Source organism: Parviterribacter kavangonensis (assembly GCF_056863335.1).
In genome coordinates this window covers 815,400-840,459 of record NZ_JBXPJA010000001.1, presented here as the reverse complement: position 1 = coordinate 840,459, position 25,060 = coordinate 815,400, and the positions used below count along the sequence as shown (strand labels likewise).

Genomic DNA, 25,060 nt, shown 5'->3' with positions numbered 1-25,060 from the left:
CCTACTTCTCGTACAGCGCTTCGATCTCCGCCTCGTACTTCTCGGCGATCGGCTTGCGCTTGAGCTTCATCGTCGGGGTCAGCTCGTCCCCGCCGGGTTGCCAGTCGCCCTCGACGATGTGGAACTTCTTGACCCCCTCGACGCGCGACAGCTTGTCGTTGGCGATCTCGATCTCCTTCTCGACCGCCTCGCGGACCGCGTCCTCCTTCGCCAGCTCCTCGAGCGACTTGCCCTCGAGCCCGTTCTTGGCGGCCCACTGCGGCGCGCCGTCGGCGTCGAGCACGATGAGCGCGACGTTGTACGGGCGGCGGTCGCCGATCACCGCGGCCTGGCCGATGAGCGGCCCGGCGCTCTTGAGCTCGGACTCGATGTTCGCCGGCGACATGTTCTTGCCGGCGGCGTTGATGATGAGCTCCTTCTTGCGGTCGACGATCTTGAGGTAGCCGTCCTCGTCGATCTCGCCGATGTCGCCCGTCATCAGCCAGCCGTCGTCGGTCAGCGTCTCCTTCGTCTTCTCGTCGAGGTTGCGGTAGCCCCGCATGACGAACGGCCCGCGGATGAGCACCTCGCCGTCCTCGGCGAGCTTGATCTCCGCCCCCGGCGCCGGCGGACCGACGGTGCCGATCTTGATCTTGCCGCGCGGCGGGTTCGTGGTGCCGTAGCCGCACGTCTCGCTCATGCCCCACAGCTCCGCGATCGGGACGCCGATCGCGTGGAAGAACTCGAGCACCTCGGGCGGCGTCGGCGCCGCGCCGACGTTGCACGCCTCGAGCTGGTCGAGGCCGAGCATCGCGCGGACGTTCGAGAAGACCTCCTCGTCGGCCTTCGCGACCGCGTCGGCGAGCTCCTGCGGGACCTCCTTGCCCTCCTGCTCGAGGCGGACCTTCTGGATCGCGGCATCGAGCGCGCCGCGGATCTTGTCGCCCTGCTCGCCCTCGAGGCCGCCGACCATCGCCTGCAGGCCGGCCTTGATCTTCTCCCAGATCCGCGGGACGGCGAAGAACCAGTTCGGGTGGACCTCCTTGAGGAACTCGCCGATCTGGCGCGGGTCGTCGCAGATCGTGATCTCGAGGCCGAGCGCGATCGGGATGTAGTGGTGCGCGTTGCGCTCCGCCACGTGGGCGTTGGGCAGCCACGAGATGACGCGGCCCTCGGGCGGGAAGTCGATGAGCTGCTTGAAGCCCTCGATCGACTTGATGAGGTTGTCGTGCGTCAGCTCGACGCCCTTCGGCGGGCCGGTGGTGCCCGACGTGTAGATGAGCGTCAGCAGGTCGTCGGGCTGGACCGCCGCGGCGGCCTTCTCGGCGTCGAAGTCCGGATCGGGATCCGCCTCGACGTCCTCGAGCTTCAGCGTCCCCTCGGCGCCGTCGCCGCCGACGACGATCACGTGCTCCAGCGCGTCGAGCTTGCCCTTCGCCTTGAGGAAGCGGTCGGCGAACTGCGCGTCGATGACGGCGATCCGCGCGCCCGCGTCGCCGACGACGTACTCGATCTGCTCCACCGACGCGGTGACGTAGAGCGAGAACGGCGTGGCGCCGACGGTCATCGCGGCGAGGTCCGCGAGGTGGAACTCGACCTGGTTGGGGAACATCAGCGCGAGCGTGTCGCCGCGCTTGAGGCCCAGCTTGCTCAGACCGGCGGCCAGGGCGTCGACGCGCTTGCGCACGTCGCTCCACGTCAGCTCGGTCTCGCCGCCCTTCGTGCGGATCGCGATGCGATCGGGGCTCTCGGCGACGGTCTGGTGGAACGCCTGGATGACGGTCGTCGCGCCGACGTCCTCCTCGAGCTTGGTCTCGGCGTGATCGACGGTGCTGCTCTCCATGTTCCCTCCCGGACTGGACCTCCGGGCGGGACGCTATCGAACGGTGCGGCTCAGCTCGCCGCTCTCTATCCGCTGGATGTCGTTGCTCAACCCGATGAAGAACAGGATCCCGACGAGCATGAAGCCGATCACGCTCGCGCGCTCCATCACCCGGAACGAGATCGCGCGGCCGCGGACCTTCTCCGCGAGCGCCCAGAAGATGTGCCCCCCGTCGAGCGGCAGGAACGGGAACAGGTTGACGACGGCCAGCGACAGCGAGATGAACGCGAGGATGAGCATCGCCTGGGCCGTGTCGAACTCGAACGACTGCCGCGTGGCCTCGTAGGAGCCGACGACGCCGCTGACCTCGTCGCGCGCCTTGCTGTCGTAGAAGAGCCGGACGATCGCGCCGACCGTCTCCGACGTCACGACCCACATGCGGTCGATGCTCGTCGCGGCCGCCTCGCGCGCGTCCTGGCCGACCCACTCGCCACCGTAGGCGAAGCCGATCCGCGTCCGCTTGACGGCCTCGTCGTAGCGCGGGGCGACGCGCACCTCGCGGGTCGCGCCGTCACGCTCGATGGTCAGCACGGCGGGCGTCGCGGCGGCGCAGCCGGGACGCGGCGTGCCGGCGCACTTGTGCGAGGAGATCTGCTGCGAGAGCGTCTGGCGGTCACCGCGCTTGCCGTCGACGGCCAGGAGGCGGTCGCCGTCCCGGAGCACGGACGCGGCGGGCGAGCCCTTCTCGATGTCGCGCACCGTGTTGTCCGGGTGGAACAGGCCCCGGCCCATGAAGAGCACCCAGAGGATCAGGAACGCGATGACGAGGTTGACGAACGGCCCCGCCGAGATGACGACGATCCGCTTCCACACCGGCTGGCGCCAGTACGCGCGATGGGCCACCTCCGGAGGCAGCTCCTCCGTCGGGTTCATGCCGGTGATCTTCACGAACCCGCCGAGCGGGATCGGGCCGACGCCGTAGAACGTCTCGCCGCGCCGGAAGCCGAAGAGCGGCTTGCCGAAGAAGAGCATGAACTTCTCCACGCGCATGCCGGTCGCCTTCGCGGCAGCGAAGTGGCCGGCCTCGTGGAGGATGATCAGCGCCGCGAAGCCGGCGAAGGCAAGGAACCAGGACACCTCTCCACAAGGTAGGGGTCGCGGTTCAAGACGCGATCAGGCGTGCGCGGCGACGAGGTCCGCCGCGGCGCTGCGCGCGGCGCGATCGGCCTCGTAGAGCGTCTCGAACGCCCGCACCGGCTGCGCCGGCAGCTGCGCGAGGACGTCCTCGATCACCGACGCGATCCCGAGGAACGGCAGGCGCCCTTCGAGGAAGGCGTAGACCGCGACCTCGTTGGCGGCGTTCAGGACGCACGGCGCCGTGCCGCCCGCCATCGCCGCCTCGCGCGCGAGGCGCAGGCACGGGAACGCGTCCACGTCGACCGGCTCGAAGGTCAGCGCGCCGACCTCGACGAGGTCGAGCGCCCGCACGGGCACGGCGACGCGGTCGGGGTGGTGCAGCGCGTAGGAGATCGGCACGCGCATGTCGGGGAAGCCGAGGTGCGCGAGCGCGGCGCCGTCGTTGAGCAGCACGTAGGAGTGGACGATCGACTGCGGGTGCACCACGACGTCGATGCGCTCGTACGGCGTGCCGAACAGGTGGTGGGCCTCGATGACCTCGAGCCCCTTGTTCATCAGCGTCGCGGAGTCGACGGTGATCTTGCCGCCCATCGCCCACGTCGGGTGCGCGAGCGCCTCCTCGACGGTGACCGACGCCAGCTCCTCCCGCGTGCGGCCGCGGAACGGGCCGCCGCTGGCGGTGAGGACGAGCTTCGAGACCGCCGCGCGCTCCTCGCCGGCGAGCAGCTGGTGCAGCGCCGAGTGCTCGGAGTCGACCGGCAGGATCTGCGCGCCGGTGGCCTCGGCGAGCGCGGTGACGAGCTCGCCGCCGACGACGAGCGACTCCTTGTTGGCCAGCGCGAGGTCGATGCCCTCGCCGAGCGCCGCGACGGTCGGCCCGAGGCCGGCCGAGCCGACGAGCCCGTTGAGGACGAGGTCGGCGCCCGACTCGACGACGAGCCGCACGAGGCCCTCGGCGCCGCCGAGCACGTCGCCGTCCGTCCACGCCTCGGCCGCGCGCGCCGCCGCGTCCACGTCGGCCAGCGCGATGCGCGAGACGCCGAACGCCTGCGCCTGCTCGACGAGCTGCTCCCACGAGCGCTCGGCGCTCAGGCCGACGAGCTCGAACTCGTCGCCGCCGCGCTCGAGCAGGTCGAGCGCCTGGGTGCCGATCGAGCCGGTCGAACCGAGGATGAGCAGGCGGCGGGCCACGGCGCCCGAGACTAGTGGCCCGCGCTCAGAGCAGGGCCTGCCACACGTAGAAGCCGGCCACGAGCGTGAACAGCACCGCGTCGAGGCGGTCCAGCGCTCCGCCGTGGGCGCCGAAGAGGCGGCCGGTGTCCTTCGTGCCGACGTCGCGCTTGATGAACGACTCGAAGAGGTCGCCGAGCGGCGCGGCGAGCGCGACGGCGAAGCCGAGGATGAAGGCCTCGCCGGTGTCGAGCCAGTCCTGGTACCACGAGGCGATCCAGACGGCCGCGACCGCGCAGACGATGCCGCCCACGAGCCCCTCGACCGTCTTGTTCGGCGAGATCCGCGGCGCGAGCTTGGTGCGGCCCAGCGCCCGGCCGACGAAGTACGCGCCGGTGTCCCCCACGAACGTCCCGACGAGGACGTCGCCGAGGATGCCGCCGCCGTGCGGCAGGTCGCGCAGCATGATCGCGTGGGCGATCCCCATGCCGATCCACACGACGCCGAGCAGCACGGCCGCCATGCCGAACGTGCCGCCCTGCGCGGACGGCCCGGCGATCGTCATGAGGAAGAGCACCGGCACCACGGCGACGAGCACGATCACGAGGTGCTTCGGCTCCCCCACGTGGGCCACGATGCCGAGCCCGATGAGCCCGAGGAAGCCGGCCAGCCGCGCGGGCCGGACGTCGGCCAGCATCAGGTACAGCTCGTGCAGGCAGATGAGCCCGAGGGCGATCGCGCCCGCCGCGAACCACCAGCCGCCCTGCAGGACGATGAAGAGCGCGAACGCCGCCGCGGGGACGCCGGCGACGATCCGGCCGCGCAGGTCGGCGCTCATCAGCGGCCGCCGAACCGGCGCTGGCGGGAGCCGAACTCGCCGAGGCAGCGCTCGAACGCCGCGCGGTCGAAGTCGGGCCACAGCTCGTCGGCGAAGACGAGCTCCGAGTAGGCGGACTGCCACAGGAGGTAGTTCGAGAGGCGCTGCTCGCCGCTCGTGCGGATGACGAGGTCGGGGTCGTGCATCTCGGGCGCGTAGAGCAGCTCCCGGAACGCCTCCTCCCCGCCGCCGGTGTAGCGCTCGGCGGCGTCGAGGATCTCCGCCCGCCCGCCGTAGTTGAACGCGACGAACAGCGTGATGCGGTCGTTGGCCGCGGTCTCGGCCTCCGCCCACTGCATCCGCTCGACCAGCGCGGGCTCGACGCCCTCGCGGCGGCCGACGAAGCGCATGCGGACGCCCTCCTCCTTGAGCTCGGGCGTCTCGCCGACGATCCGCTGGGCGAACATGCCCATCAGGCCCGAGACCTCCTCCGGCGAGCGGTTCCAGTTCTCGGTCGAGAACGAGTAGACGGTCAGTTCCAGGACGCCGAGGTCGACGGCGTCGCGCAGCCGCGCCTTGACGACGTCCGCGCCGGCGCGGTGCCCCTCGAGGACGGGGAGACCGCGCTTCTGCGCCCAGCGACCGTTGCCATCGGTGATGATGGCCACGTAGCGAGCGCGGTCGCTCACACCTCGAGGATCTCGGCTTCCTTGGACTTCAGGATGTGGTCGAGCTCGGCGACCTTCTCGTCGGTCAGCTTCTGCAGCTCGGACTCGGCGCGCTTCTCGTCGTCGGCGCCGACCTCGCCCTCGCTCTTGAGCTCGCGCAGGTCGTGCATGATGTCGCGCCGCACGTTGCGGATGCCGACGCGGCCCTCCTCGGCGATGTGGCGCGCCGTCTTCACGAGGTCCTTGCGCCGCTCCTCGGTCAGCTCGGGCACCGACAGGCGGATCATGTTGCCGTCGTTCGACGGGTTCAGCCCGACGTCGGAGTCACGGATCGCCTTCTCGATCGCCTTCATCGAGCCCTTGTCGAACGGCTGCACGGTGAGCAGCCGCGCCTCGGGCGCGTTGATGGTGGCGAGCTGCTTGAGCGGCGTCTGCGCGCCGTAGTAGTCGACCATGATGCGGTCGAGGAGGTGCACGTTGGCCCGCCCGGTCCGGACGGTGCCGAAGTTGTTGACCGTCGCCTCGACCGAGCGCGCCATGCGCTCACGGGCGTCGGCGATCAGCTCATCGGTCAGCTCAGTCATCGCTCTTCGTCGCCACCAGGGTGCCCACGCGTTCGCCGGACACTATCCGCTCGATGTTGCGCTCGTCGTCCATGTTGAAGACGTGGATCGGCAGACCGTTCTCGGCGCACAGCGTGAGCGCCGTCGCGTCCATCACCTTCAGCCCGCGCTGCAGCGCCTCCATGTGGCTGATCTCGGGGATGAACTCCACGTCGGGGTCCTTCCGCGGGTCGCCGGAGTAGACGCCCTCGACGCCGTTCTTCGCCATGAGGATCGCCTCGGCGTGCATCTCCGTCGCGCGCAGGGCGGCGGCGGTGTCGCTCGTGAAGAACGGGTTGCCGGTGCCGGCCGCGAAGATGACGATCCGCCCCTTCTCCAGGTGCCGCAGCGCGCGGCGGCGGATGTAGGGCTCGGCCACCTCGCGGACGTGCAGCGCGGACTGGATGCGCACGTCGACGCCGACCTTCTCGAGCGCGTCCTGCAGCTGCATCGCGTTGATGACGATCGCGAGCATGCCCATGTAGTCGGCGGTCGCCCGGTCCATGCCGGACGCGACGCCGGCGATGCCGCGGAAGATGTTCCCGCCGCCGGGCACGATCGCCATCTCGACGCCGCGCGCCTGCACGCGCGCGATCTCCTCGGCGATCGCCTTGACGCGCTCGGGATCGGTCCCGTACTCGAGCGAGCCCATGAGGGACTCGCCCGAGAGCTTGAGCAGGACCCGCTTGAAGGCGGCCGGAGCCAACGGGCTACTGGCCGACGGCGAAGCGGGCGAAGCGGCGGATCGAGAGGTTCTCGCCCGTCTTCGCGCGCATGTCGTCCTGGATCTGGCCGATCGTCTTGTTCTCGTACTTGTCGCCGTTGACGTGCTCCTGGTTGAGGAGCACGACCTCGCTGAGCCACTTCTTGATCTGGCCCTCGACGATCCGCGGGCGGACGTTCTCGGGCTTGTCGGCGGCCTGCTCGGCGAAGATCTTCTCCTCGCGCTCGCGCGCGGCGGGGTCGACCTCGTCCTCGGAGACGTAGAGCGGGTTCGCAGCGGCGATGTGCAGCGCGATGTCCCGCGCGAACGCGACGAAGTCGTCGTTGCGCGCGACGAAGTCGGTCTCGCAGTTGACCTCGATCAGCACGCCGACCTTGGCGTTCGAGTGGATGTACGTCTGGATCGTGCCCTCGGACGCGGCGCGCTCGCCGCGGTCCTCGATGCGCTTGCCCTGCTTCTTGCGCAGGATCTCGATGGCCTGGTCGACGTCGCCGCCGGACTCGGTCAGCGCCTTCTTGCAGTCCATCATCCCCGCGCCGGTGCGCTCGCGCAGGGCCTTGACGTCCTTCGCGGACGGGCTGTAGGCGTCGGTGCTCACTTGGCTTCCTCGGTCGTCTCGGTCGCGGTCTCGGGCGCCTCGGCGGTCTCGGGCTTGGCGTCCTCGTTCGTCACCGGCTCGCCGGCCTCGGCGACCGGAGCGGGCTCGGGCGACGGCGGCTGGCCGGGCGGGTCGGGCGTGGCGACCGGCTGGTTGGCCTTCGGGGCGACCTGCGGGTCGGCCAGCGGCCGGCCGCCGGCCTGGACGGCCTCCGCGACCTCGGCCTCGGCGACCTGGCGGTCGCCGCCGCCCTCGGCCTGCGTGAGCGTCTCCTTGCGCTGGCGCTCCGCCTCCTCGGCCTCGCGGCGCTGCTGCTCCTCGGCCTCGCGGCGGGCCTGCTCCTCGGCCTCGCGGCGCGCCTGCTCCTCCGCCTCGCGGCGGATGCGCTCCTCCTCGGCCTGGCGGTAGGACTGCGCGCCCTGCTGGATCACGTCGCCGATCGCGGCGGTGATGTACTGGCAGGACTTGATCGCGTCGTCGTTGCCCGGGATGACGTAGTCGATGCCGTCCGGGTCGCAGTTGGTGTCGACGAGGCCGATGATCGGGATCCGCAGGCGCTGGGCCTCGCGGACGGCGATCGCCTCGGTCTTGAGGTCGACGACGAACATCGCCTGCGGCAGGCGCTGCATGTGCTTGACGCCGCCGAGGTTCGCGCGCAGCTTCTCGAGGTCGGCCTGGGCCGCCATGCGCTCGCGCGTCGGGAGCAGCGCGAGCTGGCCCTCGGTCTCGTAGCGCTCGAGGTCGTGCAGGCGCTTGATGCGGTTCGAGATCGTCTGGAAGTTCGTCAGCAGGCCGCCGAGCCAGCGGTGGTTGACGTACGGCATGCCCGACGCCTCGGCGATCTCCTTGACCGCGTCGCGCGCCTGCTTCTTGGTGCCGACGAAGAGCACGGACCCGCCGCGGCCGGCCACCTGGCTCGCGAAGTCGCGCGCCTGGTTCAGCAGCTGCTCGGTCTTGAGCAGGTCGATGATGTAGATGCCGTCGCGCTCGCCGTGGATGAAGCGGCGCATCTTCGGGTTCCAGCGGCGGGTCTGGTGACCGAAGTGGACTCCGGCCTCCAGCAGCTCGCGGATGCCGACCTCGGGCATGGTGCGAGTCTCCTTGTGGTGTGGCTTGGCGATGTGCCCGCGGGGGCCGTCGGGAGACCCGGCGAGTGCCGGGCAGGAGCCCTGCGACCGTCATCCCACGGGGTAGGGGGACGAAGAACGGCTATGAGCCTAGCGCGCGCGCAAGAACGGCCCTGCACGTTCGTTGATGGGGAGTGCGGGCCGGTCCCCTTCCCCTATCTCCGGTGATCGGTCCGCACGAAAGCTTCGGCCAGGTCGGCGGGGAGCGGGCTCTCCACGTCGACGTCCTCGTACGCGAGCCGGGTCGCGTGGAGGAACTGGCGCTTGAGCCCGAACGCTCCGGCGCCCCCGTACTCGGGGTCGCCGGCCACGGGATGGCCGATCGCCTCGAGGTGCGCGCGGATCTGGTGGGTGCGGCCGGTCTCGAGCCGCACGCGCAGCAGCGTCGCGTCCGGCCGGGTCTCCTCGATCGTGAAGTGCGTGCGCGCCTCGCGCGGCGTGTCGGTGTCGGTCGACATCTTCGTCCGGTGCCGGCGGTCGCGGCCGATCGGCGCGTCGATCGTCCCGCTGCGGGCCGGCGGGCGGCCGAGCACGAGCGCGAGGTACTCGCGCGTGATGCCGCGCTGCTGCAGCAGCGCCTTCAGCCGGCGGTGGGCCTGGTCCGTCTTCGCGACGATCAGCAGGCCCGAGGTGTCCCGGTCCAGCCGGTGCACGAGCTTGCCGCCCGGGATCGCGTCGGCCAGGGTCGCGCCGTGGTGGCCGGGCGCCGGGTGGACGACGACGCCGGCGGGCTTGTCGACGATCCACACCTCGTCGTCCTCGTAGGCGACCGTGAACGGGACGTCCTCGGTGACGCGCGCCTCCTCGCGCTCCGGCTCCTCCCAGCGGATCACCTCGCCCGCCGCGACCTTCGTGCGCTTCGGGCGCTGCTCGCCGTCGACCGTCACGCGGCCGGCGTCGATGAGGCGCTGGGCCGCGGAGCGCGAGCCCACGTGCTCGCCGAGCACGACGTCGAGCCGCTCGCCCCCGAGCTCAGGCGGGACGCGCAGCTCCATCGCGGCGCGGGCCCTCCAGCACGTAGGCGAGCGACAGCACGCCGAAGGTGATCGCGATGTCGGCGACGTTGAACGCCGGCCAGCCGGGGAACTTGAGGAAGTCGGTGACCGCGCCGTGCGCGATGCGGTCGATGATGTTCCCGATCGCGCCCCCGAGCAGCAGCCCGGTCGGCAGCCACATGAGCGGCTTCGTGGCGTTCTTCGCGAAGTAGACGGACAGGGCGGCGAGCGCGACGAGGATGAGGACGATCACGACCGTCCGGCCGCCGGCGGCGAGGCCGAACGCCACGCCGTCGTTGCGGACGTGGACGAGCTTGAGGAACGGGAAGACCGCGTCCTCCTCGCCGCGGTCGATGCCGCCGCGGGCCAGCGCCTTGGTGACCTGGTCGATGACGAGCACGACGGCGGCGACGAGCGCGGCGTACGCCCGGGCGCGGCCGGGCGTCACGGCTCGTCTATCGCCCCGATGATCAGCCGCCCGACGATCTGCAGCACGAGGATCGCGACGATCGGGCTGATGTCGAACGGGCCGATCGGCGGGATGAAGCGGCGGAAGATGCTCAGGTACGGCTCGGCGACGTCGCGCAGGAACGTGAGGACCGCGTCCAGCGCCCGCGAGTACGGCGGGCGGCCGCCGAAGGCGAAGAACAGGTTCACCACGATGTAGGCGAGGATCAGGATGATGTAGACGGTCAGCAGCGCGTTCAGGAAGTCCGCGATGTCGTTGCGCGTCGTTGCCGCGATGAAGACGCTCATCCCTTGACCACCGCGCTCGACTTCCTCTTCGTCGTCATCCCCGCACCACCGCCTGCATCGCCGCGTCGAAGGCGTCTCTGACGCCGCCCCTCTCCAAGGCCGCGAGCCCTCGCGCCGTCGAGCCGCCCGGCGACATCACCTCGCGCTTGACCGACAGCGTGTCGTTGCCGCGGTGCGCGACCAGCTTCGCCGTTCCCTCCATCGTCGCGACGACGAGCCGCGCGGCGATGTCGGCCGGGACGCCGGCGCGGATGCCCGCGTCGACCTGCGCCTCGGCGACGAGCGCGTAGTAGGCGGGCGCGCAGCTCATGAGGCCCATGGCGGCGTCGATCTGGCCCTCCTCGACGGTCACGACGGGGCCGACGCGGCCGAAGAGGTCCTTCGCGAAGTCCTCGAGGTCGCGGTCGCCCTCGGGGTCGCGCGCGTGGCACGTCACGCCGGCGCCGATCTCCACGGGCGTGCTCGGCAGCATCCGGACGACCGCGGCCTCGCCGTAGGCCTCCTTCAGCTTGGCGAGGGGCACGCCGCCGAGGATCGAGATCACGCGCTTGGCGCGGTCGCCGACCTGCTTGGCGACGAGGCCGAGCTGCGGCGGCTTGTGGCAGAGGACGATCGCGTCGGCGCGGTCGGCGAGCTCGCCGTTGCCGGAGACGACCTCGCCGCCGACCTCGTCGACGAGCGCCCGCGCGCGATCGGTCAGCGGATCGGAGACGAGCACCGGCTCACCCCATCCACGGGCGAGCGCACGAGCCATGTTGCCGCTGCCGACGAGACCGATCATCGGCGCGCCAGTCTACGGGTCGGCCGGGCGGGACCGGCCTAGGACTGGTTGAAGAAGCCCTTCTCGATGAGCCGCGCGCGCTCCTCCGCCGAGATCTCGACGTTGCGCGGCGTCAGCATGAACACCTTGTCGGCGATCCGCTGCATGCCGCCGTCGAGCGCGTAGGTCAGCCCGCTGGCGAAGTCGATGAGGCGCTTCGAGAGGTCGGTGTCGACGCCCTGGAGGTTGAGGATGACCGGGACGGAGTCCTTGAAGCGGTCGGCCACCTGCTGGGCGTCGTTGAACGACTTGGGATGGACGAGGTGCACGCGGACGTCTCCCCCGTTGCGGCTGCGCGGCGTGCCGCCGCCGACCGGCCGCAGCGCGGTCGTCGGGCGCCCGCCGATCTCGTCGTCGTCGGCGAAGATGTCGTCGATCTCGTCGCGACGGCGCCGGGTGTTCAGCCGGCGGACGTTCGGACGCTCGCGGTAGCGGTCCTCGAGCTCCAGCTCGGGCTCCGTCTCCGGCTCATCGTCGTAGTCGGCGTAGCCGCGGTCCTCGGCCAGGCCGAAGTACACGAGCGCCTTGTGGAACGAGTCACGGAAAGCCATCGCCGACGTGAAGGTTACCCCTCCACGCCGATTCTCCTGCAATCTCTGGACCTTCTCGTCACGCGAACAGGCGCGAGCCGATCCGGACCATCGTGGCGCCCTCTTGCGCCGCGACGGCGTAGTCCTGCGTGGTGCCCATCGAGAGATGCGGAAGATCGTTCGCCGCGGCGAGCTCGCGAAGCGCGGCGAACCAGCGCCGGCTGTCCTCCGGCGTCGTCGCCAGCGGCGGCATCGTCATGAGCCCGACCACCGGCGCGCCGGTCCCTCGCGCGGTCTCGAGGAACGGGTCGAAGTCCCGCGGCAGCACCCCCGCCTTGCCGTCCTCCTCGGCGACGTTGACCTCGATGAGGATCTCCGGCACCGACCTCGCCTCTCCACCGCCGCCCCCCGCGGCCTCTTCGCCGCCCGCGAGCTTCGCGAGCTCCTTCAGCGCGCTCTCGCTGGCGACGGAGTGGATGCGGCGCACGCGCGGTGCGAGGACCTTCACCTTGCGCGATTGCAGGGCGCCGATGAAGTCCCAGGTGAAGACGCCGGGGTAGGCGTCGGCCTTGCGCTCGAGCTCCTGCGCGCGGTTCTCCCCCACCGTCGTGAGGCCGGCGTCCGCGAGCGCCTGCAGGTCCTCGACCGGCAGGTACTTCACGGCGGCGATCACCTCGACGTCCGGCCCGATCTCCTCGCGGATCGCGGCGAGGTTCGCCGCGACGCGGTCGGCGCTCAGCGCCACACCGCACCCGCCTGCCGCCCGGTCCGCCCGCGGTCGCGCCGGTGCGAGAAGAACAGGGAGGGATCGTCGTGCATCGTGCAGAGCCCGGCGTCGTGGACCTCGGCGCCCGCGTCCTCGAGCTCGCGCTTGGCGATCGCCTTGAGATCGATGGAAGCCGGCCGCCCGAGCGCCTCGAGCCCGAACGCCTCCCTGACGTCGTCGCGCACCTCGTAGCACCGACCGCACGCCCCCGGCCCGATCGCCGCGACGAGCGGTCCATCACCGCCGAGCTCCCCGATCGCGGCGACGCCTTCGGAGACGACACCGGAGGCAAGCCCCTTCCACCCCGCATGCACCATCGCCACCGCGTGCGGGGAGGCGATCGCGATCGGAAGGCAGTCCGCGGTGAGGACGACCGCGGCAAGACCCCGCTGCGCCGTCGCCTGCCCATCCGCGTCCGTGAGCTCCCCCGCGGCTCCGTCGAAGACGTCTCCGGGAGCGGCCCCGCGGGCTGGAGGGCCGATCCTCTCCACGACGGCGCCGTGGACCTGCCGCCCCTGGAGGAGCCTCTGGGCGCCGGTCGCCAGGCGGAGGCGCTCGCGGTTCTCGCGGACGGCGTCCGGGTCGTCTTCGGTGAGGAGGCCGAGGTTGAGGGTGTCGAAGGGCGCGCTCGAGACTCCGCCGCGGCGCGTCGTGAAGAGCGCCTGCGCGAACCCGCCGAGGTCGATCGCGATGTGGTCGCCGCGCCACGTGAAGGGCGCGGGCAGGGTGATCGCGGTCGCGCTCATCAGCCGGGGAGGCTAGCCGCGGCGCATCCCGGCGGCGACGAGCCTCAGCTGGCGCCGCAGCCGCGCGTCGTCACCGCGTCCGCCGACGGCGTAGGTCCGGCCTCCCTCGGTCCAGCTCAGAACCAGGAACCCGCCGAGCACGCCACCGCCGGCGGCGCTCCATCGCGCAGGCCGGCCCCGCACCCGCGTCCGCCCGCGCGGCGCTAGCGGCCGCAGCTCACGCAGTCCCACCCGCGCGGGAACCACCCGGACCGCCCAATCCCGACCGCCGCGTCCCTCGAGGAGGTACCCATCCCGTCCCGGCCGCCCGACGCCCGCCGCCGAAGGCTCCAGCTCCGGAGGCGTCTTCGACGGACACAGCATCCCGTCCGGCACCGAAGCGCAGAACGAGCTGACCCAGCCCGGCGCGGGCTCCACCAACCCCGGCCCCGCCGCCCGCGGCCGCGGCGGAGGAGGCGTCACCGGCCCCACCGGCCTCGCTTCGTCCTCTCCGCAGCCGCCGATCAGGAGGAGGATCAGGGCCGGGACGACGAGACGGTTCATGACGGGTCTTCGAGGGCGGCGGCAAGCTCGTCTTCATGGGTCTTCGCTCTCCCGTCGAGCTTCGCGGCGAGGGCCGTGTCGAGGCGGCGGCCGATCTCGGGGCCTTGGGGGACTCCCGCGGCGAGGAGGTCGGAGCCGGTGATCGTCGTGTGGATCGATCGGAGGTCGCCGAGCCAGCGGCGGGCGTTCTCCTCGGCGCCGAGGGCTCCGGCGAGGGCGACCGCCTCCGCGGATCGGCGGCGGGCGATCGAGGCGATCTCCGACGGCCTCTCCGCGAGGGCCAGCGAGGTGGCGAGCGCTTCGGGGTCGGCGGCGGCGTCGAGGACGATCTGGGCGTCGGGGGCGCGGAGGTGCATCGCAGTCAGGCGGGCCTCGAGGTCGGCTCGGTCGGCGAGGCGGGCGCCGGCGGCGAGGAGCAGGAGGTCGGGGCGGCCGTCGGCGGGCAGGAGCGCGACAGCGCGGCGCAGCAGCGCCTCGTCGACGTCGGGCGCACCCCCGAGCGATGCGAGCAGCACGAGACCGTCGATCGCGGTCGGCTCGGCCAGCAGGAGCATCAGCTCGTTGCCCATGCGCGCGAGGCCGGCGGTCTCGGGGGCGCCGGAGGCGAAGGCCTCGCGCGCCAGCCGCTCGGTCTCCGGCTCGATCGAGAAGCCCTCGAGCCGCGCGGCGTACCGGACCAGCCGCAGCAGCCGCGTGGGGTCGTCGACGAACGACCGCGGATGGAGGACGCGCAGCAGCCGCGCGTCGAGATCGGAGAACGCCTCCGGCGCCGCATGGACCTCGCCGGACCGGTCCCCGGACAGCCCGACCGCGATCGCGTTCACCGTGAAGTCGCGCCGCGCCATGTCCGAAGCGACCGTCCCCGGCGCGACGTCGGGCAGCGCACCCGGCCGCGCGTACGTCTCCGTCCGCGCCCCGGCGACGTCGACGAGCATCCCGTCCGCCGTCGCGATCGCCGCCGTCCGGAAGCGCTCATGCGACGGCCCGGACGCGCCCAACCGCTCTCGCAGCGCCGCCGCGACCGCCTCCGGATCGCCCTCCACGACAAGATCCAGCTCGTGCGGCACGAGCCCCAGCAGGAGGTCCCGGACCGCTCCGCCCACGAGGAACACGCCCGGCAGCGGCGTCGGCGACACCAGAGCGGCAAGCAGCCGCGCCCCCGCCGGGAGGGCGTTCAGCTCGTCGAGGAGGCGCTCTGAGGGCGTCAGTACCATGGGCCGCTGATGTTCGCGCGCCGACGCCGCCGGTGGCGGCTGCTCGTGCTCGTGGTGGTGGCGATCTCCGCCTGCGCCGCCGGTGTCGCGGTCGCCATCCTGACCGACGAACCGGGCGACGTGTCGAACCCGGACGTGGCGTTCCGGGCCGAGGAGCCGCCGCAGACCGCGGCTCCCGAGCAGACCGGTCGCCCGCACAAGGACTTCTTCACGTGGCCCAACTACGGGGGCACCTACCAGCGGACGCACTTCCTGCCGCTCCGCAAGCAGCTGCACCCTCCGTACACGGTGCTGTGGAAGTGGCGGGCGCACGAGCTGCTCGAGTTCCCGCCCGTCGCCGGCCGTCAGGACCTCTTCATCCAGAAGAACCAGGGCGCGCTCTACTCCATCCGCCGCAAGAACGGCCGCGTGAGGTGGAAGCGCAAGATCGGCGCGCTCGCCGCGTCCTCGCCCGCCTACCACGGCGGCACCATCTACGCCGTCGTGCTCGAGCGGGAGAGCCACCGCGCGGGCCGGGTCGTCGCGCTCTCGGCGAAGACCGGGCGCACGAAGTGGTCGCACCCGCTGCCGTCGCGCGCCGAGTCCTCCCCCATCTACAGCAAGGGCACGCTCTACTTCGGCACCGAGGACGGCACGGTCTACGCCGTCCGCGCGCGCAACGGCGCGGTCAAGTGGCGTTACCGCGCGGAGGGCGCCGTGAAGGGCGGCCTGGCGCTCGACAACGGCAAGCTCTTCTTCGGCGACTACGGCGGCAAGGTCCACGCGATCCGCTCCGAAAACGGCCGCCTCGTGTGGAAGAGCTCGGCGGCCGGCAGAGCGCTGCGCGCCGCGGGCAACTTCTACTCGACGCCCGCCGTCGCCTACGGTCGCGTGTACATCGGCAACACCGACGGCAACGTCTACTCGTTCGCCAGCGACAGCGGCCGCCTCGCCTGGCGCAAGAACACGGGCGGCTACGTCTACGGCTCCCCCGCGGTCGCCTACAACCGCGTCTACATCGGCTCGTACGACCGGCGGCTCTACGCGCTCGACGCCCGCTCCGGCGCCGTCCGCTGGGCCCGCAACACCGGCACCCGGATCTCCGGCGGCGCCGCGATCATCGGCGACCTCGTGTTCGTCAGCGGGCTCGAGCACAAGACGTTCGCCTACGGCGCCCGCACCGGCCGATCGATCTGGGAGACGGACAAGGGCAAGTTCAACCCCGGCATCTCGGACGGCAAGCGGATCTACCTCGTCAGCTCGACCTCGATCTACGCGCTGAAGCCGCTCGCGATGGACAAGGCATCGAAGAAGCGCCGGGCCGAGGCCAAGCGCAAGCGCGCCCGCGCCGAGCGCCGCAACCGGCAGCGCGCGCAGCACGAGCGCTACCTCAAGTACCGGTTCGGCCTCCACGGCCACCGCCACCGCGTCGGCAAGAACGGGAAGGTGCCGCACTGCCACGCGCACCGCCACGTGTACGAGGTGAACGGCAAGCGGATCGTGCTCAAGCACAACCACTGCCACCACCACACGTGGGAGAAGAAGCGCAAGCGGTAACCCACCGTTCACGTCTTCCGCCGCCCGGCCGATCACCTTGCTCACCATGGCGGTCACCGCACGGGCTGCCCGGCGCGTCCCCGGGCATCTGGAGAGCCACCGCATCGCGCTCGCCGACGGAGCGAGCACGACGGTCCACGTCGCCGCGTACCGGCTCGATCGCACGGCCGTGCAGGTCGTCAAGCTGAAGCGGTCCGCGCCGCTCGAGGCGTGGTGCGAGCTCGAGGGCGTCACCGAGGCGCTCGTCGGCGGCTTCTTCGACCGCGCGAACCGCGACCGCCCGCTGGGCGAGCTGCGCACCCGCGGGATCGCGCGCCGCACGACGCCGTTCGACGCCCCCTGGGGAGCGGTGCGCGCGTGCGTGTGGTCGTCGGCCGACGGCGTCCGCGTCGCCCGGCGGACCGACCTCCCGGCCAACCCGCACGGCGACCTGCTGCAGGCCGGCCCGCTGCTCGTCAGCGCGGGCGCCATCGCGCACCGCGACGGCGACGACGGGGAGGGGTTCTCGCGCGGCTCGCGCCAGTTCGACTCCGACATCACCGACGGGCGCCATCCCCGCGCCGCCCTCGGCGTCACGCCCACGCACGTGCTCGCCGTCGCCTCCGACGGCCGCCACGCCGACGAGGCCGGCCTCACGCTGGGCGAGCTGGCGGAGGTCCTCGCCGCGTTCGGCGCCCGCGAGGCGCTCAACCTCGACGGCGGCGGATCGACGTCGCTCGTCTGCGGCGGGCGGCTGCGCAACATCCCGCGCGAGCAGGAAGGCCCGCTCATCCCCGGCGGCCGGCCCGTCGCGACCGCGCTGACGTTCACCCAGCGCTGAGCGACCGCTTCACCGGACGTTCGCACCTCCTATCGTCAGGAGGTGATGCCGGGTCACGTCGTCAGCGCGCTCATGTTCTTCCCCCGCGGCGGCTCGGCCCACGTGGCGCGCGCGCTCGGCCACGGCCTCCCGGACCACGGCTGGGACGTCACCGTCCTCTCCGGATCGACGACCGGCCACGGCGACGCGAAGCGCTTCTACGCCGGACTCGATCCGCACGTCGTCGACTTCGCCCGCGAGGGCGTGCCGATGCACCCGTCCTACGAGGACCGCGCGGACGCGCCCGATCCCGTCTTCGCCCGCGTCGGCGACGAGACCTACGAGCGCCACGTCGCGGTCTGGTCGGAGGCGCTCGTCGATGCCGGCGCGCGCGAGGCCGACCTCCTGCACCTGCACCACCTCACGCCGATCCACGAGGCGGCCGCCCGCGTCGCCCCCGACGTGCCGGTGGTCGGGCACCTCCACGGCACCGAGCTGCTCATGCTCGAGGCGATCGCCGCGGGGCCGCCGGAGGGCTGGGGCTACGCGGACCGCTGGGCGCGGCGGATGCGCCGCTGGGCGCACCGCTGCACCAAGCTCGTCGTCCTCTCGGAGTCGCAGATCCCGCGCGCCGAGGCGATGCTCGGCATCGACCCCGACCGCTGCGTCGTGCTGCCGAACGGCTTCGACCCCGAGGCGTTCCACCGCATCGACCTCGACCGCGCCGCCCACTGGCGCCGCCATCTCGTCGAGCAGCCGCAGGGCTGGCGGCCCCGCGCCGACGCCGGCTCGGTCGCCTACACGGCCGAGCAGGTCGAGCGGCTCGACGGCGCGACCGTCCTGCTCAGCGTCGGCCGCTTCACGGCGGTCAAGCGCACCGACCTGCTGGTGCGCGCGTTCGCCACGGCACAGCGGCGCCTGCGCTCGCGCGCCGCGCTCGTGATCGTCGGCGGCCATCCCGGCGAGTGGGAAGGCGAGCACCCGGCGGAGACGATCGAGAAGCACGGCGTCGACGGCGCGTTCCTCGCCGGCTGGCACGACCACGACGAGCTGCCGCGCTTCCTCTCGGCCTCCGACGTCCTCGCGCTCGCGTCGGTGCGCGAGCAGTTCGGCCAGGTCCTCGTCGAAGGGATGGCGTGCGCGGTGCCGCCGATCGCGGTCGACCGCCACGGCCCGAAGAGCATCATCCGCGCCGACGGCGACGACCCGACGGGCTGGCTCGTGGAGCCCGACGACGAGCAGGCGCTGGCCGACGCGATCGTCGCCGCGGTCGACGACGACGCCGAGCGCCGGCGCCGCGGCGAGGCGGCTCGCCGCGACGCGCGGTCGCGGTTCTCGTGGCCCGCGCTCGCCGGGCGGCTGGCCGGGGTCTTCGACGAGACGCTGGCTACGTCGCGGGATCGAGCAGCCGGACGGGGACGCCGGCTTGCGCGAGATGCCGCTTGGCCTGCTCGATCGTGAACACGCCGAAGTGGAACAGCGACGCGACGAGCGCCGCGTCCGCCCCCGCCTCGAGCGCCTCGACCAGGTGATCGAGCGTGCCGGCGCCGCCCGAGGCGATGACCGGCACCCCCACAGCCGACGCCACGGCGCGTGTCAGCTCGAGGTCGTAGCCCGCGTTCGTCCCGTCGCGGTCCATCGAGGTCAGCAGGATCTCGCCCGCCCCGCGCTCGACGCCGTCGCGGGCCCACTGCACCGCGTCGAGGCCGGTGCCCGTGCGGCCGCCGGCGACGAAGACCTCCCACGACTCGCCCACGCGCTTGGCGTCGATCGCGAGCACGACGCACTGCGCGCCGAACACGTCGGCGAGCTCGCCGATCAGCTCCGGCCGGGCCACCGCCGCGGAGTTGACCGACACCTTGTCGGCGCCCGCGTCGAGCACCGCCTGCGCATCGGCGACCGACCGCAGCCCGCCGCCGATCGTGAACGGGATGAAGACCTCGTCGGCCGTGCGCCGCGCCAGCTCGACCATCGTCGACCGCTTGTCGCTCGTCGCGGTGATGTCGAGGAACACGAGCTCGTCCGCGCCCTCGCGGTCGTAGCGCTCGGCCAGCTCGACCGGATCCCCGGCGTCGCGGATGTCGACGAAGTTCGTGCCCTTGACGACGCGCCCGGCGTCGACGTCGAGGCACGGGATGATCCGCTTCAGGTGCACCTCATCGACGGTACTCACCCCGTCGCGGTGCGGTACCCCAGGCGCTTGAGGAACGTGTCGAGCTGCTTCAGGTACTTCCGGCCGCTCGGCCAGCCCTTCAGCGTCTTCAGCCAGCCGCGGCGCAGCGCCGTCTGCAGCTCCTTGCGCGCCTTCGCGCCCTCGCCGAGCCGCTCCATGTCCGCGACCCAAGCGCTCAGCACGCCGAGCGGCTCCGCCGTCCGCCTGCCCTTGCGCTTGCGCCACTCGCGGTAGTACGTCGCGGCGTCGGCGCGCAGCAGGGCCGGGTAGCCGGCGGTGACGTCGACGAACTTGCCGGCGTCGACCTGGAAGATCTGCAGCGGGAACCCGGAGGCGGCGAACGACGAGAACGCGTAGGCGAAGCGCGCGTCGGCGGAGACGAGCTCGGGCCTCCCGTCGGCGTCGACGTCGTCGATCGAGTAGCCGGTGTCCGCGAAGTTGCGCTGCGTCGTCGTGTACGTGGTGCCGTTCCACGTGAAGAGCTGCGCGATGTCGCAGCAGTGCGCGCCGCCGGTGTAGACGTCGACCAGCACCTCCGGTTCGCCGTTCCCGTCGAGGTCGGCGACCTGGACGTCGCCGGGCTTGCAGTACGGCCGTACGCAGCCGCGGACGGTCAGCGGCTGGTCCCACACGGTGGCACCGGCGCGCACGACGAGGACCCGCAGGTCGCGGTACTCGAAGTCGCCGCGCGGCGTCCACGTCACGGTGGCGGCGACGTCGCCGGCGGCGCCCTTCAGCTCGTCGCCATGGGCGGCCGGCGCCGCGGCGAGCAGCCCGGCGGCGAGGACGATGAGCGCGAGTCGGCGAGGCACGTGCCGACCCTCTCAGGCCGGCACCTTCCCGTCCAGGACCGCGTGCGCCTCGGCGATCGTGAAGCGCTTCTCGTACAGCGCCTTGCCGACGATGACGCCGCCGAGGTTGACCTGGCGAAGCTCGACGAGCCCCTTCAGGTCGTCGAGCGTGCCGATGCCGCCCGAGTACAGGAACCGGCCCCGCACGACCTGCGCGATCCGGGTGACCTCGTCGAGGTCGATCCCGCCGAGCATCCCGTCGCGGTCGACGTTCGAGTACACGAACTGCTTGACGCCGCGTGCGCGCAGTCGCTGGATGACGTCGCGCGCGGGCATCTGCGTCGTCTCGGTCCAGCCCTTCGTGGTGACGAACCCGCCGCGGGCGTCGACGGAGACCACGACGCGATCGCCGTACGCGCCGAGCACGTCGTCGAGGAAGTCGATGTCGGTGTACGCCGCGGTGCCGAGGATCACGCGGGCGACGCCGGCGCGCAGCGCGTCGCGCACCGCCGGCAGCGCGCGCAGGCCGCCGCCGAGCTGCACGGGCAGCCCCAGCTCGCGCACGATGCGCTCGACGTGGTGGAGGTTCTGCGGCGTGCCGGTCCGCGCGCCGTCGAGGTCGACGACGTGCAGGAACCGTGCGCCCGCCTCGGCCCACGACTTCGCGGCCTCGAACGGATCGTCCTCGTAGACCGTCTTGTCGTCGAAGTGCCCCTGGACGAGGCGCACGGCCTTGCCCTCGGAGATGTCGATCGCCGGGTAGAGGATCACGCCGCCGCCAGCTCGACGAAGTTGCGCAGCACGGCGAGCCCGTGCGTCGAGGACTTCTCGGGGTGGCACTGCGCGCCGAAGACGTTGTCGCGCTCGACGAACGAGACGAACCGCGACCCGTACTCGCCGTCGCCGAGCGCGATCGCGTCGTCGGCCGGCTCGGGCACGTAGGTGTGCACGTGGTAGAAGGCGGCCGGGTCCGGCAGGCCGGCGGTCAGCCGCGACTCGCGTCGCCAGCTCACCTGGTTCCAGCCGATGTGCGGCAGCTTGTGCCCGTTGGCGGCGAGCTTGACGATCCGGCCCGGCAGCAGGCCGAGGCCGTCGGCGCCCTCGTGCTCCTCCGAGGACTCGAACAGCAGCTGCATGCCGAGGCACATCCCGATGACCGGGACGCCCGCGGCGGCACGCTCGCGGATGACGTCGTCGAGGCCGCTCGCCCGCAGCCGGCGCATCGCCTCGGGGAACGCGCCGACGCCCGGCACGACGAGCCCGGCGGCGGCCCGCAGGCGCTCCGGATCGCCCGTCAGCTCGACCTCGGCCCCGACGCGCTCGAACGCCTTCTCGACGCTGCGGCGGTTGCCCATCCCGTAGTCGACGATGCCGATCACGTGAGCGTGCCCTTCGTCGACGGCACGCCGGTCTCGGTCGGGTCGATCGCGATCGCGCCGCGCAGCGCGCGGGCGAACGCCTTGAACAGCGCCTCGATCATGTGGTGCGCGTTCGTGCCCTCCTCGATGACGAGGTGCAGCGTGAGCTTCGCGTTGTTGGCGACCGCGCGGAAGAACTCCTCGGTCAGCTCGTGGTCGAACGTCCCGGTCGCGCCGGGCGGCAGCGCGCCGGTGAAGTGCAGGAACGGGCGGCCCGAGATGTCGAGCGCGCAGCTGGCGCGCGCCTCGTCCATCGGCACGACGGCGTGGCCGTAGCGGAAGATCCCCGCGCGATCGGCGAGCGCGCGATCCAGCGCCTGCCCGAGCGCGATCCCCGCGTCCTCGACGGTGTGGTGCGGCCCCGTCTCGAGATCGCCGGTGACGCGGACGTCGAGGTCGAGCCGGCCGTGCCGCGCGAGCAGGTCGAGCATGTGGTCGAGGAACCCCACGCCGGTCCGGCGCTCCCCCGCGCCGCTGCCGTCGAGCGTCAGCGTGAGCGCGACGTCGGTCTCCTTGGTCTTGCGTTCGATCGTGGCGGTGCGGGTCATGAGCGACCGGGATCCTGACGTGCTTCCATCGATCGCGCGTGCAGCTCGAAGCCCTCGGCGCGCGCGAGCGGCGCCCCGGCCCGCGTCAGCGCGTTCGCCGCGCCGTCGATGTGCACCTCGGCCATGCGGCGGCGGAAGTGGCGCACGGACAGCGACGAGCCGAACCGCGCCGACCCGCCCGTCGGCAGGCTGTGGTTCGAGCCCGCGACGTAGTCCCCGAACGCGGTGCCGCCGCCGACGAAGATCGCGCCGGCCCGGCGCACGCGCGCGGAGAGCCGTTCTGCGCGGCCGCCCATGAGCTCGAGGTGCTCGGGCGCGAACGCCTCGGCGACCGCGAGGCCCGCCTCGCAGCTGTCGACCTCGACGAGCCCGCAGACGGCGTCGTTGCGGAGATCGAGCAGCGGCTCCACGGCGTCGATCAGCGCGGCGCCCGCGGCGAGGCCGACGATCGTCCCCTCGCCGTGCTCGGCCTGGGCCAGGAGGTCGGCGGCCACCAGGCGCGGCTCGGCGTCGTCGGCGGCGACGATGAACACGTCGCTCGGGCCGAGGAAGCCGTCGACGCCGACGTCTCCCGAGACGAGGCGCTTGGCCTCCTGGACGTAGAGGGAGCCGGGTCCGGCGATCACGTCGGCGCGGGCGATCGAGCCGGTGCCGTAGGCGAGCGCGGCGACCCCGTGAGCGCCGCCGAAGCGGTAGACCTCGTCGACGCCGCACAGCGCGCACGCGGCGAGCACCACCGGGTGCGCGCCCGGCGAGAGCACGACGATGTCCTCGACACCCGCGACGCGCGCGGTCACGGCCCCCATGAGGACGGTCGACGGGTACGGGTTGCGGCCGCCGGGCGCGTAGATCGCCACGCGGCCGACCGGCAGCTCGCGCACGACGATGCGCTGGCCCTGCGGCAGCGTCAGCTCGGCGTCGTCGCCCAGCGACGCGCCGGCGACCGCGGCGATGTTCGCCATCGCGACCTCGAGGCCGCAGCGCAGATCGTGGCGCAGCGACGCCGCGGCGGCGTCGAGATCCTGCGGCGAGACGCGCAGCGGCGGCTCGGCGCGGTCGAAGCGCGCCGAGTAGTCGCGCAGCGCCTCGTCGCCGCGCTCGCGGACGTCGCCGACGATCCGCTCGACGTCGCCCCGCACCGACGCACCCGCCGGCGCCAGCGCACGCAGCCGCGCCGCGACGCCCTCGGGATCGCCGCCCGCCGCGAACCGCTCGATCCTCACCCCTCGCGGATCCTCTCCAGCAACGCGTCGATCTGCGCCGCCTTCAGCTTGTGCGCGACGGGGTTGGCGATCAGGCGCGCGGTGGCGGTCGCGATCTCCTCGCGGATGACGAGGCCGTTCTCGCGCAACGTCGTGCCGGTCGCGGTGAGGTCGACGATCGCCTCCACGAGGCCGGTCAGCGGCGCCAGCTCGACCGAGCCCTTGACCTCGACGATCTCCGCCTGGCGGCCGGTGCGCTCGAAGAACTCGCTGGCGATCCGCTTGTACTTCGTCGCGACGCGCACCACGCCGAGGCGGCGCAGCGCCTCCTCGGCGGGATCGGGCCCGTCGACGGTCGCCAGCACCATCCGGCACTCGCCGAAGCCGAGGTCGAGCAGCTCGTAGACCTCGCGCTCGGACTGCTCCATGAGCACGTCCTTGCCGGTGATGCCGAGGTCGGCGGCGCCGGCCTCGACGTACGTCGGCACGTCGCTCGGGCGCATCGTGACGATGCCGGCGTCCTCGAAGAGCAGCTTCCGGTCGTTCTCGCGCACCTCGCGCGTGTCGATGCCGAGCCGGTCGAGCAGGTCGAGCGTCTCGGTCATGAGCGCGCCGCGCGGGACGGCGATCCGCAGGTCGGTCATGCGCGCCGCTCCTCGCCGGTCAGCGCCTGGTGCACGCGGTCGACTTGCAGCGCGAACCCGACGGCGGGCAGCGAGCGGCCGAACCGGGCGAGCAGGTCGTCGTACCGGCCGCCGCGGCCGATCGGCGTGCCGAGCGTGGGGTCGTAGACCTCGAACACCGCACCCGTGTAGTAGCCGAGCTGGCGCACGAGGCCGAGGTCGAAGATCACCCGGTCGCGCACGCGGTCCTCGAGGCCGTCCCACACGGCGCGCAGCGGCTCGACCGGCGCACGGTCGAGCACCTCCACCCCGCCGCGCAGCTGCGGCACGGTCACGAGCCGCTCGTCGAGGCCCAGGTCGCGCACCCGCGTCTCCAACCCGACGAGGTCGCGCCGCTCGAGGAACCCGAGCAGGTCGTCGCGCTCGTCGGCCGGCACCCCGACCTCGTCCATGAGGCGCGGGTAGAGCGACGCGCTCCCCAGCCCGATCCGGTAGTCGCGCAGCCCGACCGCGTCGAGCGCGCGGCACACCAGCGTCAGCACCTCGACGGTGCCGCGCGGCTTCGGCGAGCCGATCAGCTCGACCCCCGCCTGCAGCAGCTCGCGCGCCTGGCCGCGCTGCGGGCGGACGTCGCGGTAGACGCTCTGGATGTAGCTGAAGCGCAGCGGCGGCTCGGAGGCGGCGTAGCGCGTGGCCACGACGCGCGCGATCGGGACCGTCATGTCCCAGCGCAGCGTCAGCACGGCGCCGTGCTCGTCGAACATCCGGTACACGGCGCGGTCGCCGGCGATCCCGGACCGCTGGAGGATCTCCTCGTACTCCAGCGCCGGCGTCGCGACCTCGCCGTAGCCCGCGTCGGCGAAGACCGCGCGCATGCCGTCGGTGATCGCGCGCAGCTCGCGCATCTCGTCGGGCAGGACGTCGCGCGTCCCCGAGGGGATCGGCAGGATCGTCAC

28 protein-coding genes and 1 pseudogene are annotated in these 25,060 nt (G+C 72.5%); 3 read left to right on the top strand and 26 right to left on the bottom strand.

Annotated features, from left to right (window positions below):
- Position 1: 1 nt before the first annotated feature.
- The 18 genes and pseudogenes from AC1UE4_RS04225 to AC1UE4_RS04140 form a co-directional block, all read right to left on the bottom strand.
- Entirely contained in the window at positions 2-1,822 is a 1,821-nt protein-coding gene (locus AC1UE4_RS04225; protein ID WP_482915972.1) for an AMP-dependent synthetase/ligase, read from the bottom strand.
- Positions 1,823-1,855: 33 nt separating this feature from the next.
- Entirely contained in the window at positions 1,856-2,938 is a 1,083-nt protein-coding gene (locus AC1UE4_RS04220; protein WP_482915971.1) for a M50 family metallopeptidase, read from the bottom strand.
- A gap of 36 nt (positions 2,939-2,974) precedes the next feature.
- On the bottom strand, positions 2,975-4,129 hold the full coding sequence (gene dxr / locus AC1UE4_RS04215; RefSeq protein WP_482915970.1) for a 1-deoxy-D-xylulose-5-phosphate reductoisomerase: 1,155 nt from the start codon (positions 4,127-4,129) through the stop codon (positions 2,975-2,977).
- Between the two features lie 25 nt (positions 4,130-4,154).
- Entirely contained in the window at positions 4,155-4,946 is a 792-nt protein-coding gene (locus AC1UE4_RS04210) for a phosphatidate cytidylyltransferase (RefSeq protein WP_482915969.1), read from the bottom strand.
- On the bottom strand, positions 4,946-5,614 hold the full coding sequence (uppS, locus tag AC1UE4_RS04205; RefSeq protein ID WP_482915968.1) for a polyprenyl diphosphate synthase: 669 nt from the start codon (positions 5,612-5,614) through the stop codon (positions 4,946-4,948). The genes AC1UE4_RS04210 and uppS overlap by 1 nt, the downstream gene beginning before the upstream one ends.
- Positions 5,611-6,177, bottom strand: a complete 567-nt coding sequence (gene frr / locus AC1UE4_RS04200) for a ribosome recycling factor (RefSeq protein ID WP_482915967.1) — start codon at positions 6,175-6,177, stop codon at positions 5,611-5,613. Before frr ends, uppS begins: the two co-directional genes overlap by 4 nt.
- Positions 6,170-6,901 carry a UMP kinase gene (gene pyrH / locus AC1UE4_RS04195; RefSeq protein WP_482915966.1) on the bottom strand — a complete coding sequence of 244 codons (732 nt, stop codon included), beginning with the start codon at positions 6,899-6,901 and terminating at the stop codon, positions 6,170-6,172. The genes frr and pyrH overlap by 8 nt, the downstream gene beginning before the upstream one ends.
- Before the next feature lie 4 nt (positions 6,902-6,905).
- The gene (gene tsf / locus AC1UE4_RS04190; protein WP_482918194.1) at positions 6,906-7,448 is read right to left on the bottom strand and encodes an elongation factor Ts; all 543 of its coding nucleotides are present in this window, start codon (positions 7,446-7,448) and stop codon (positions 6,906-6,908) included.
- Between the two features lie 461 nt (positions 7,449-7,909).
- A pseudogene (gene rpsB, locus AC1UE4_RS04185) lies at positions 7,910-8,605 on the bottom strand (30S ribosomal protein S2); the annotation flags it as partial.
- A 194-nt stretch (positions 8,606-8,799) separates the two neighbouring features.
- Positions 8,800-9,639 carry an RluA family pseudouridine synthase gene (locus AC1UE4_RS04180; RefSeq protein WP_482915965.1) on the bottom strand — a complete coding sequence of 280 codons (840 nt, stop codon included), beginning with the start codon at positions 9,637-9,639 and terminating at the stop codon, positions 8,800-8,802.
- Positions 9,617-10,087: a signal peptidase II gene (lspA, locus tag AC1UE4_RS04175; protein ID WP_482915964.1), complete on the bottom strand. Its 471-nt coding sequence runs from the start codon at positions 10,085-10,087 to the stop codon at positions 9,617-9,619. The genes AC1UE4_RS04180 and lspA overlap by 23 nt, the downstream gene beginning before the upstream one ends.
- On the bottom strand, positions 10,084-10,395 hold the full coding sequence (locus AC1UE4_RS04170; protein WP_482915963.1) for a YggT family protein: 312 nt from the start codon (positions 10,393-10,395) through the stop codon (positions 10,084-10,086). The genes lspA and AC1UE4_RS04170 overlap by 4 nt, the downstream gene beginning before the upstream one ends.
- A gap of 34 nt (positions 10,396-10,429) precedes the next feature.
- Positions 10,430-11,176 (bottom strand): pyrroline-5-carboxylate reductase, encoded by a 747-nt coding sequence (gene proC / locus AC1UE4_RS04165; RefSeq protein ID WP_482915962.1) that lies wholly within the window; start codon positions 11,174-11,176, stop codon positions 10,430-10,432.
- 38 nt (positions 11,177-11,214) lie between these two features.
- Complete coding sequence (locus tag AC1UE4_RS04160) at positions 11,215-11,766, bottom strand: cell division protein SepF (RefSeq protein ID WP_482915961.1); 552 nt, start codon at positions 11,764-11,766, stop codon at positions 11,215-11,217.
- A gap of 58 nt (positions 11,767-11,824) precedes the next feature.
- Positions 11,825-12,490, bottom strand: a complete 666-nt coding sequence (locus tag AC1UE4_RS04155) for a YggS family pyridoxal phosphate enzyme (protein ID WP_482915960.1) — start codon at positions 12,488-12,490, stop codon at positions 11,825-11,827.
- Entirely contained in the window at positions 12,481-13,257 is a 777-nt protein-coding gene (locus AC1UE4_RS04150; RefSeq protein WP_482915959.1) for a purine nucleoside phosphorylase YfiH/LACC1 family protein, read from the bottom strand. The genes AC1UE4_RS04155 and AC1UE4_RS04150 overlap by 10 nt, the downstream gene beginning before the upstream one ends.
- A 12-nt stretch (positions 13,258-13,269) precedes the next feature.
- The gene (locus AC1UE4_RS04145) at positions 13,270-13,398 is read right to left on the bottom strand and encodes a hypothetical protein (protein WP_482915958.1); all 129 of its coding nucleotides are present in this window, start codon (positions 13,396-13,398) and stop codon (positions 13,270-13,272) included.
- Between the two features lie 398 nt (positions 13,399-13,796).
- The gene (locus AC1UE4_RS04140) at positions 13,797-15,014 is read right to left on the bottom strand and encodes a tRNA nucleotidyltransferase/poly(A) polymerase family protein (protein WP_482915957.1); all 1,218 of its coding nucleotides are present in this window, start codon (positions 15,012-15,014) and stop codon (positions 13,797-13,799) included.
- Positions 15,015-15,023: 9 nt separating this feature from the next.
- Between AC1UE4_RS04140 and AC1UE4_RS04135 the strand changes: the two genes are divergently transcribed.
- Genes AC1UE4_RS04135 through AC1UE4_RS04125 form a run of 3 tightly spaced genes read left to right on the top strand, consistent with a single transcriptional unit; the run spans position 15,024 to position 18,810 of the window.
- Positions 15,024-16,550 carry an outer membrane protein assembly factor BamB family protein gene (locus AC1UE4_RS04135; RefSeq protein WP_482915956.1) on the top strand — a complete coding sequence of 509 codons (1,527 nt, stop codon included), beginning with the start codon at positions 15,024-15,026 and terminating at the stop codon, positions 16,548-16,550.
- A 46-nt stretch (positions 16,551-16,596) separates the two neighbouring features.
- On the top strand, positions 16,597-17,370 hold the full coding sequence (locus tag AC1UE4_RS04130; protein WP_482915955.1) for a phosphodiester glycosidase family protein: 774 nt from the start codon (positions 16,597-16,599) through the stop codon (positions 17,368-17,370).
- A gap of 45 nt (positions 17,371-17,415) precedes the next feature.
- Positions 17,416-18,810 (top strand): glycosyltransferase family 4 protein, encoded by a 1,395-nt coding sequence (locus AC1UE4_RS04125; protein WP_482915954.1) that lies wholly within the window; start codon positions 17,416-17,418, stop codon positions 18,808-18,810.
- Here the strand turns inward: AC1UE4_RS04125 and hisF are convergent.
- From hisF to hisZ, 8 genes are read right to left on the bottom strand one after another with little or no spacing between them, the layout of a single operon-like run.
- Entirely contained in the window at positions 18,737-19,504 is a 768-nt protein-coding gene (hisF, locus tag AC1UE4_RS04120; protein WP_482915953.1) for an imidazole glycerol phosphate synthase subunit HisF, read from the bottom strand. The genes AC1UE4_RS04125 and hisF overlap by 74 nt on opposite strands.
- A 14-nt stretch (positions 19,505-19,518) precedes the next feature.
- Positions 19,519-20,334, bottom strand: a complete 816-nt coding sequence (locus AC1UE4_RS04115) for a hypothetical protein (protein ID WP_482915952.1) — start codon at positions 20,332-20,334, stop codon at positions 19,519-19,521.
- Positions 20,335-20,346: 12 nt separating this feature from the next.
- Positions 20,347-21,084, bottom strand: coding sequence for a 1-(5-phosphoribosyl)-5-[(5-phosphoribosylamino)methylideneamino]imidazole-4-carboxamide isomerase (hisA, locus tag AC1UE4_RS04110; RefSeq protein ID WP_482915951.1), 738 nt, complete (start codon positions 21,082-21,084; stop codon positions 20,347-20,349).
- Positions 21,081-21,692 (bottom strand): imidazole glycerol phosphate synthase subunit HisH, encoded by a 612-nt coding sequence (gene hisH / locus AC1UE4_RS04105; RefSeq protein WP_482915950.1) that lies wholly within the window; start codon positions 21,690-21,692, stop codon positions 21,081-21,083. Before hisH ends, hisA begins: the two co-directional genes overlap by 4 nt.
- Positions 21,689-22,279 carry an imidazoleglycerol-phosphate dehydratase HisB gene (gene hisB / locus AC1UE4_RS04100; protein WP_482915949.1) on the bottom strand — a complete coding sequence of 197 codons (591 nt, stop codon included), beginning with the start codon at positions 22,277-22,279 and terminating at the stop codon, positions 21,689-21,691. The genes hisH and hisB overlap by 4 nt, the downstream gene beginning before the upstream one ends.
- Positions 22,276-23,502 carry a histidinol dehydrogenase gene (gene hisD, locus AC1UE4_RS04095; protein ID WP_482915948.1) on the bottom strand — a complete coding sequence of 409 codons (1,227 nt, stop codon included), beginning with the start codon at positions 23,500-23,502 and terminating at the stop codon, positions 22,276-22,278. Before hisD ends, hisB begins: the two co-directional genes overlap by 4 nt.
- A complete protein-coding gene (gene hisG, locus AC1UE4_RS04090) occupies positions 23,499-24,125 on the bottom strand; it encodes an ATP phosphoribosyltransferase (RefSeq protein WP_482915947.1) in 627 nt (208 codons plus the stop codon). Before hisG ends, hisD begins: the two co-directional genes overlap by 4 nt.
- A complete protein-coding gene (gene hisZ / locus AC1UE4_RS04085; protein ID WP_482915946.1) occupies positions 24,122-25,060 on the bottom strand; it encodes an ATP phosphoribosyltransferase regulatory subunit in 939 nt (312 codons plus the stop codon). Before hisZ ends, hisG begins: the two co-directional genes overlap by 4 nt.

Excerpts from the sequence above, each read along its gene's own strand:
- AC1UE4_RS04225 (WP_482915972.1), bottom strand. The coding sequence starts at position 1,822 with ATGGAGAGCAGCACCGTCGATCACGCCGAGACCAAGCTCGAGGAGGAC.
- AC1UE4_RS04210 (WP_482915969.1), bottom strand. The coding sequence starts at position 4,946 with ATGAGCGCCGACCTGCGCGGCCGGATCGTCGCCGGCGTCCCCGCGGCG.
- frr (WP_482915967.1), bottom strand. The coding sequence starts at position 6,177 with ATGACTGAGCTGACCGATGAGCTGATCGCCGACGCCCGTGAGCGCATG.
- tsf (WP_482918194.1), bottom strand. The coding sequence starts at position 7,448 with ATGATGGACTGCAAGAAGGCGCTGACCGAGTCCGGCGGCGACGTCGAC.
- AC1UE4_RS04180 (WP_482915965.1), bottom strand. The coding sequence starts at position 9,639 with ATGGAGCTGCGCGTCCCGCCTGAGCTCGGGGGCGAGCGGCTCGACGTC.
- AC1UE4_RS04170 (WP_482915963.1), bottom strand. The coding sequence starts at position 10,395 with ATGAGCGTCTTCATCGCGGCAACGACGCGCAACGACATCGCGGACTTC.
- proC (WP_482915962.1), bottom strand. The coding sequence starts at position 11,176 with ATGATCGGTCTCGTCGGCAGCGGCAACATGGCTCGTGCGCTCGCCCGT.
- AC1UE4_RS04160 (WP_482915961.1), bottom strand. The coding sequence starts at position 11,766 with ATGGCTTTCCGTGACTCGTTCCACAAGGCGCTCGTGTACTTCGGCCTG.
- AC1UE4_RS04150 (WP_482915959.1), bottom strand. The coding sequence starts at position 13,257 with ATGAGCGCGACCGCGATCACCCTGCCCGCGCCCTTCACGTGGCGCGGC.
- AC1UE4_RS04140 (WP_482915957.1), bottom strand. The coding sequence starts at position 15,014 with ATGGTACTGACGCCCTCAGAGCGCCTCCTCGACGAGCTGAACGCCCTC.
- AC1UE4_RS04135 (WP_482915956.1), top strand. The coding sequence starts at position 15,024 with ATGTTCGCGCGCCGACGCCGCCGGTGGCGGCTGCTCGTGCTCGTGGTG.
- AC1UE4_RS04130 (WP_482915955.1), top strand. The coding sequence starts at position 16,597 with ATGGCGGTCACCGCACGGGCTGCCCGGCGCGTCCCCGGGCATCTGGAG.
- AC1UE4_RS04125 (WP_482915954.1), top strand. The coding sequence starts at position 17,416 with ATGCCGGGTCACGTCGTCAGCGCGCTCATGTTCTTCCCCCGCGGCGGC.
- hisB (WP_482915949.1), bottom strand. The coding sequence starts at position 22,279 with ATGACCCGCACCGCCACGATCGAACGCAAGACCAAGGAGACCGACGTC.
- hisG (WP_482915947.1), bottom strand. The coding sequence starts at position 24,125 with ATGACCGACCTGCGGATCGCCGTCCCGCGCGGCGCGCTCATGACCGAG.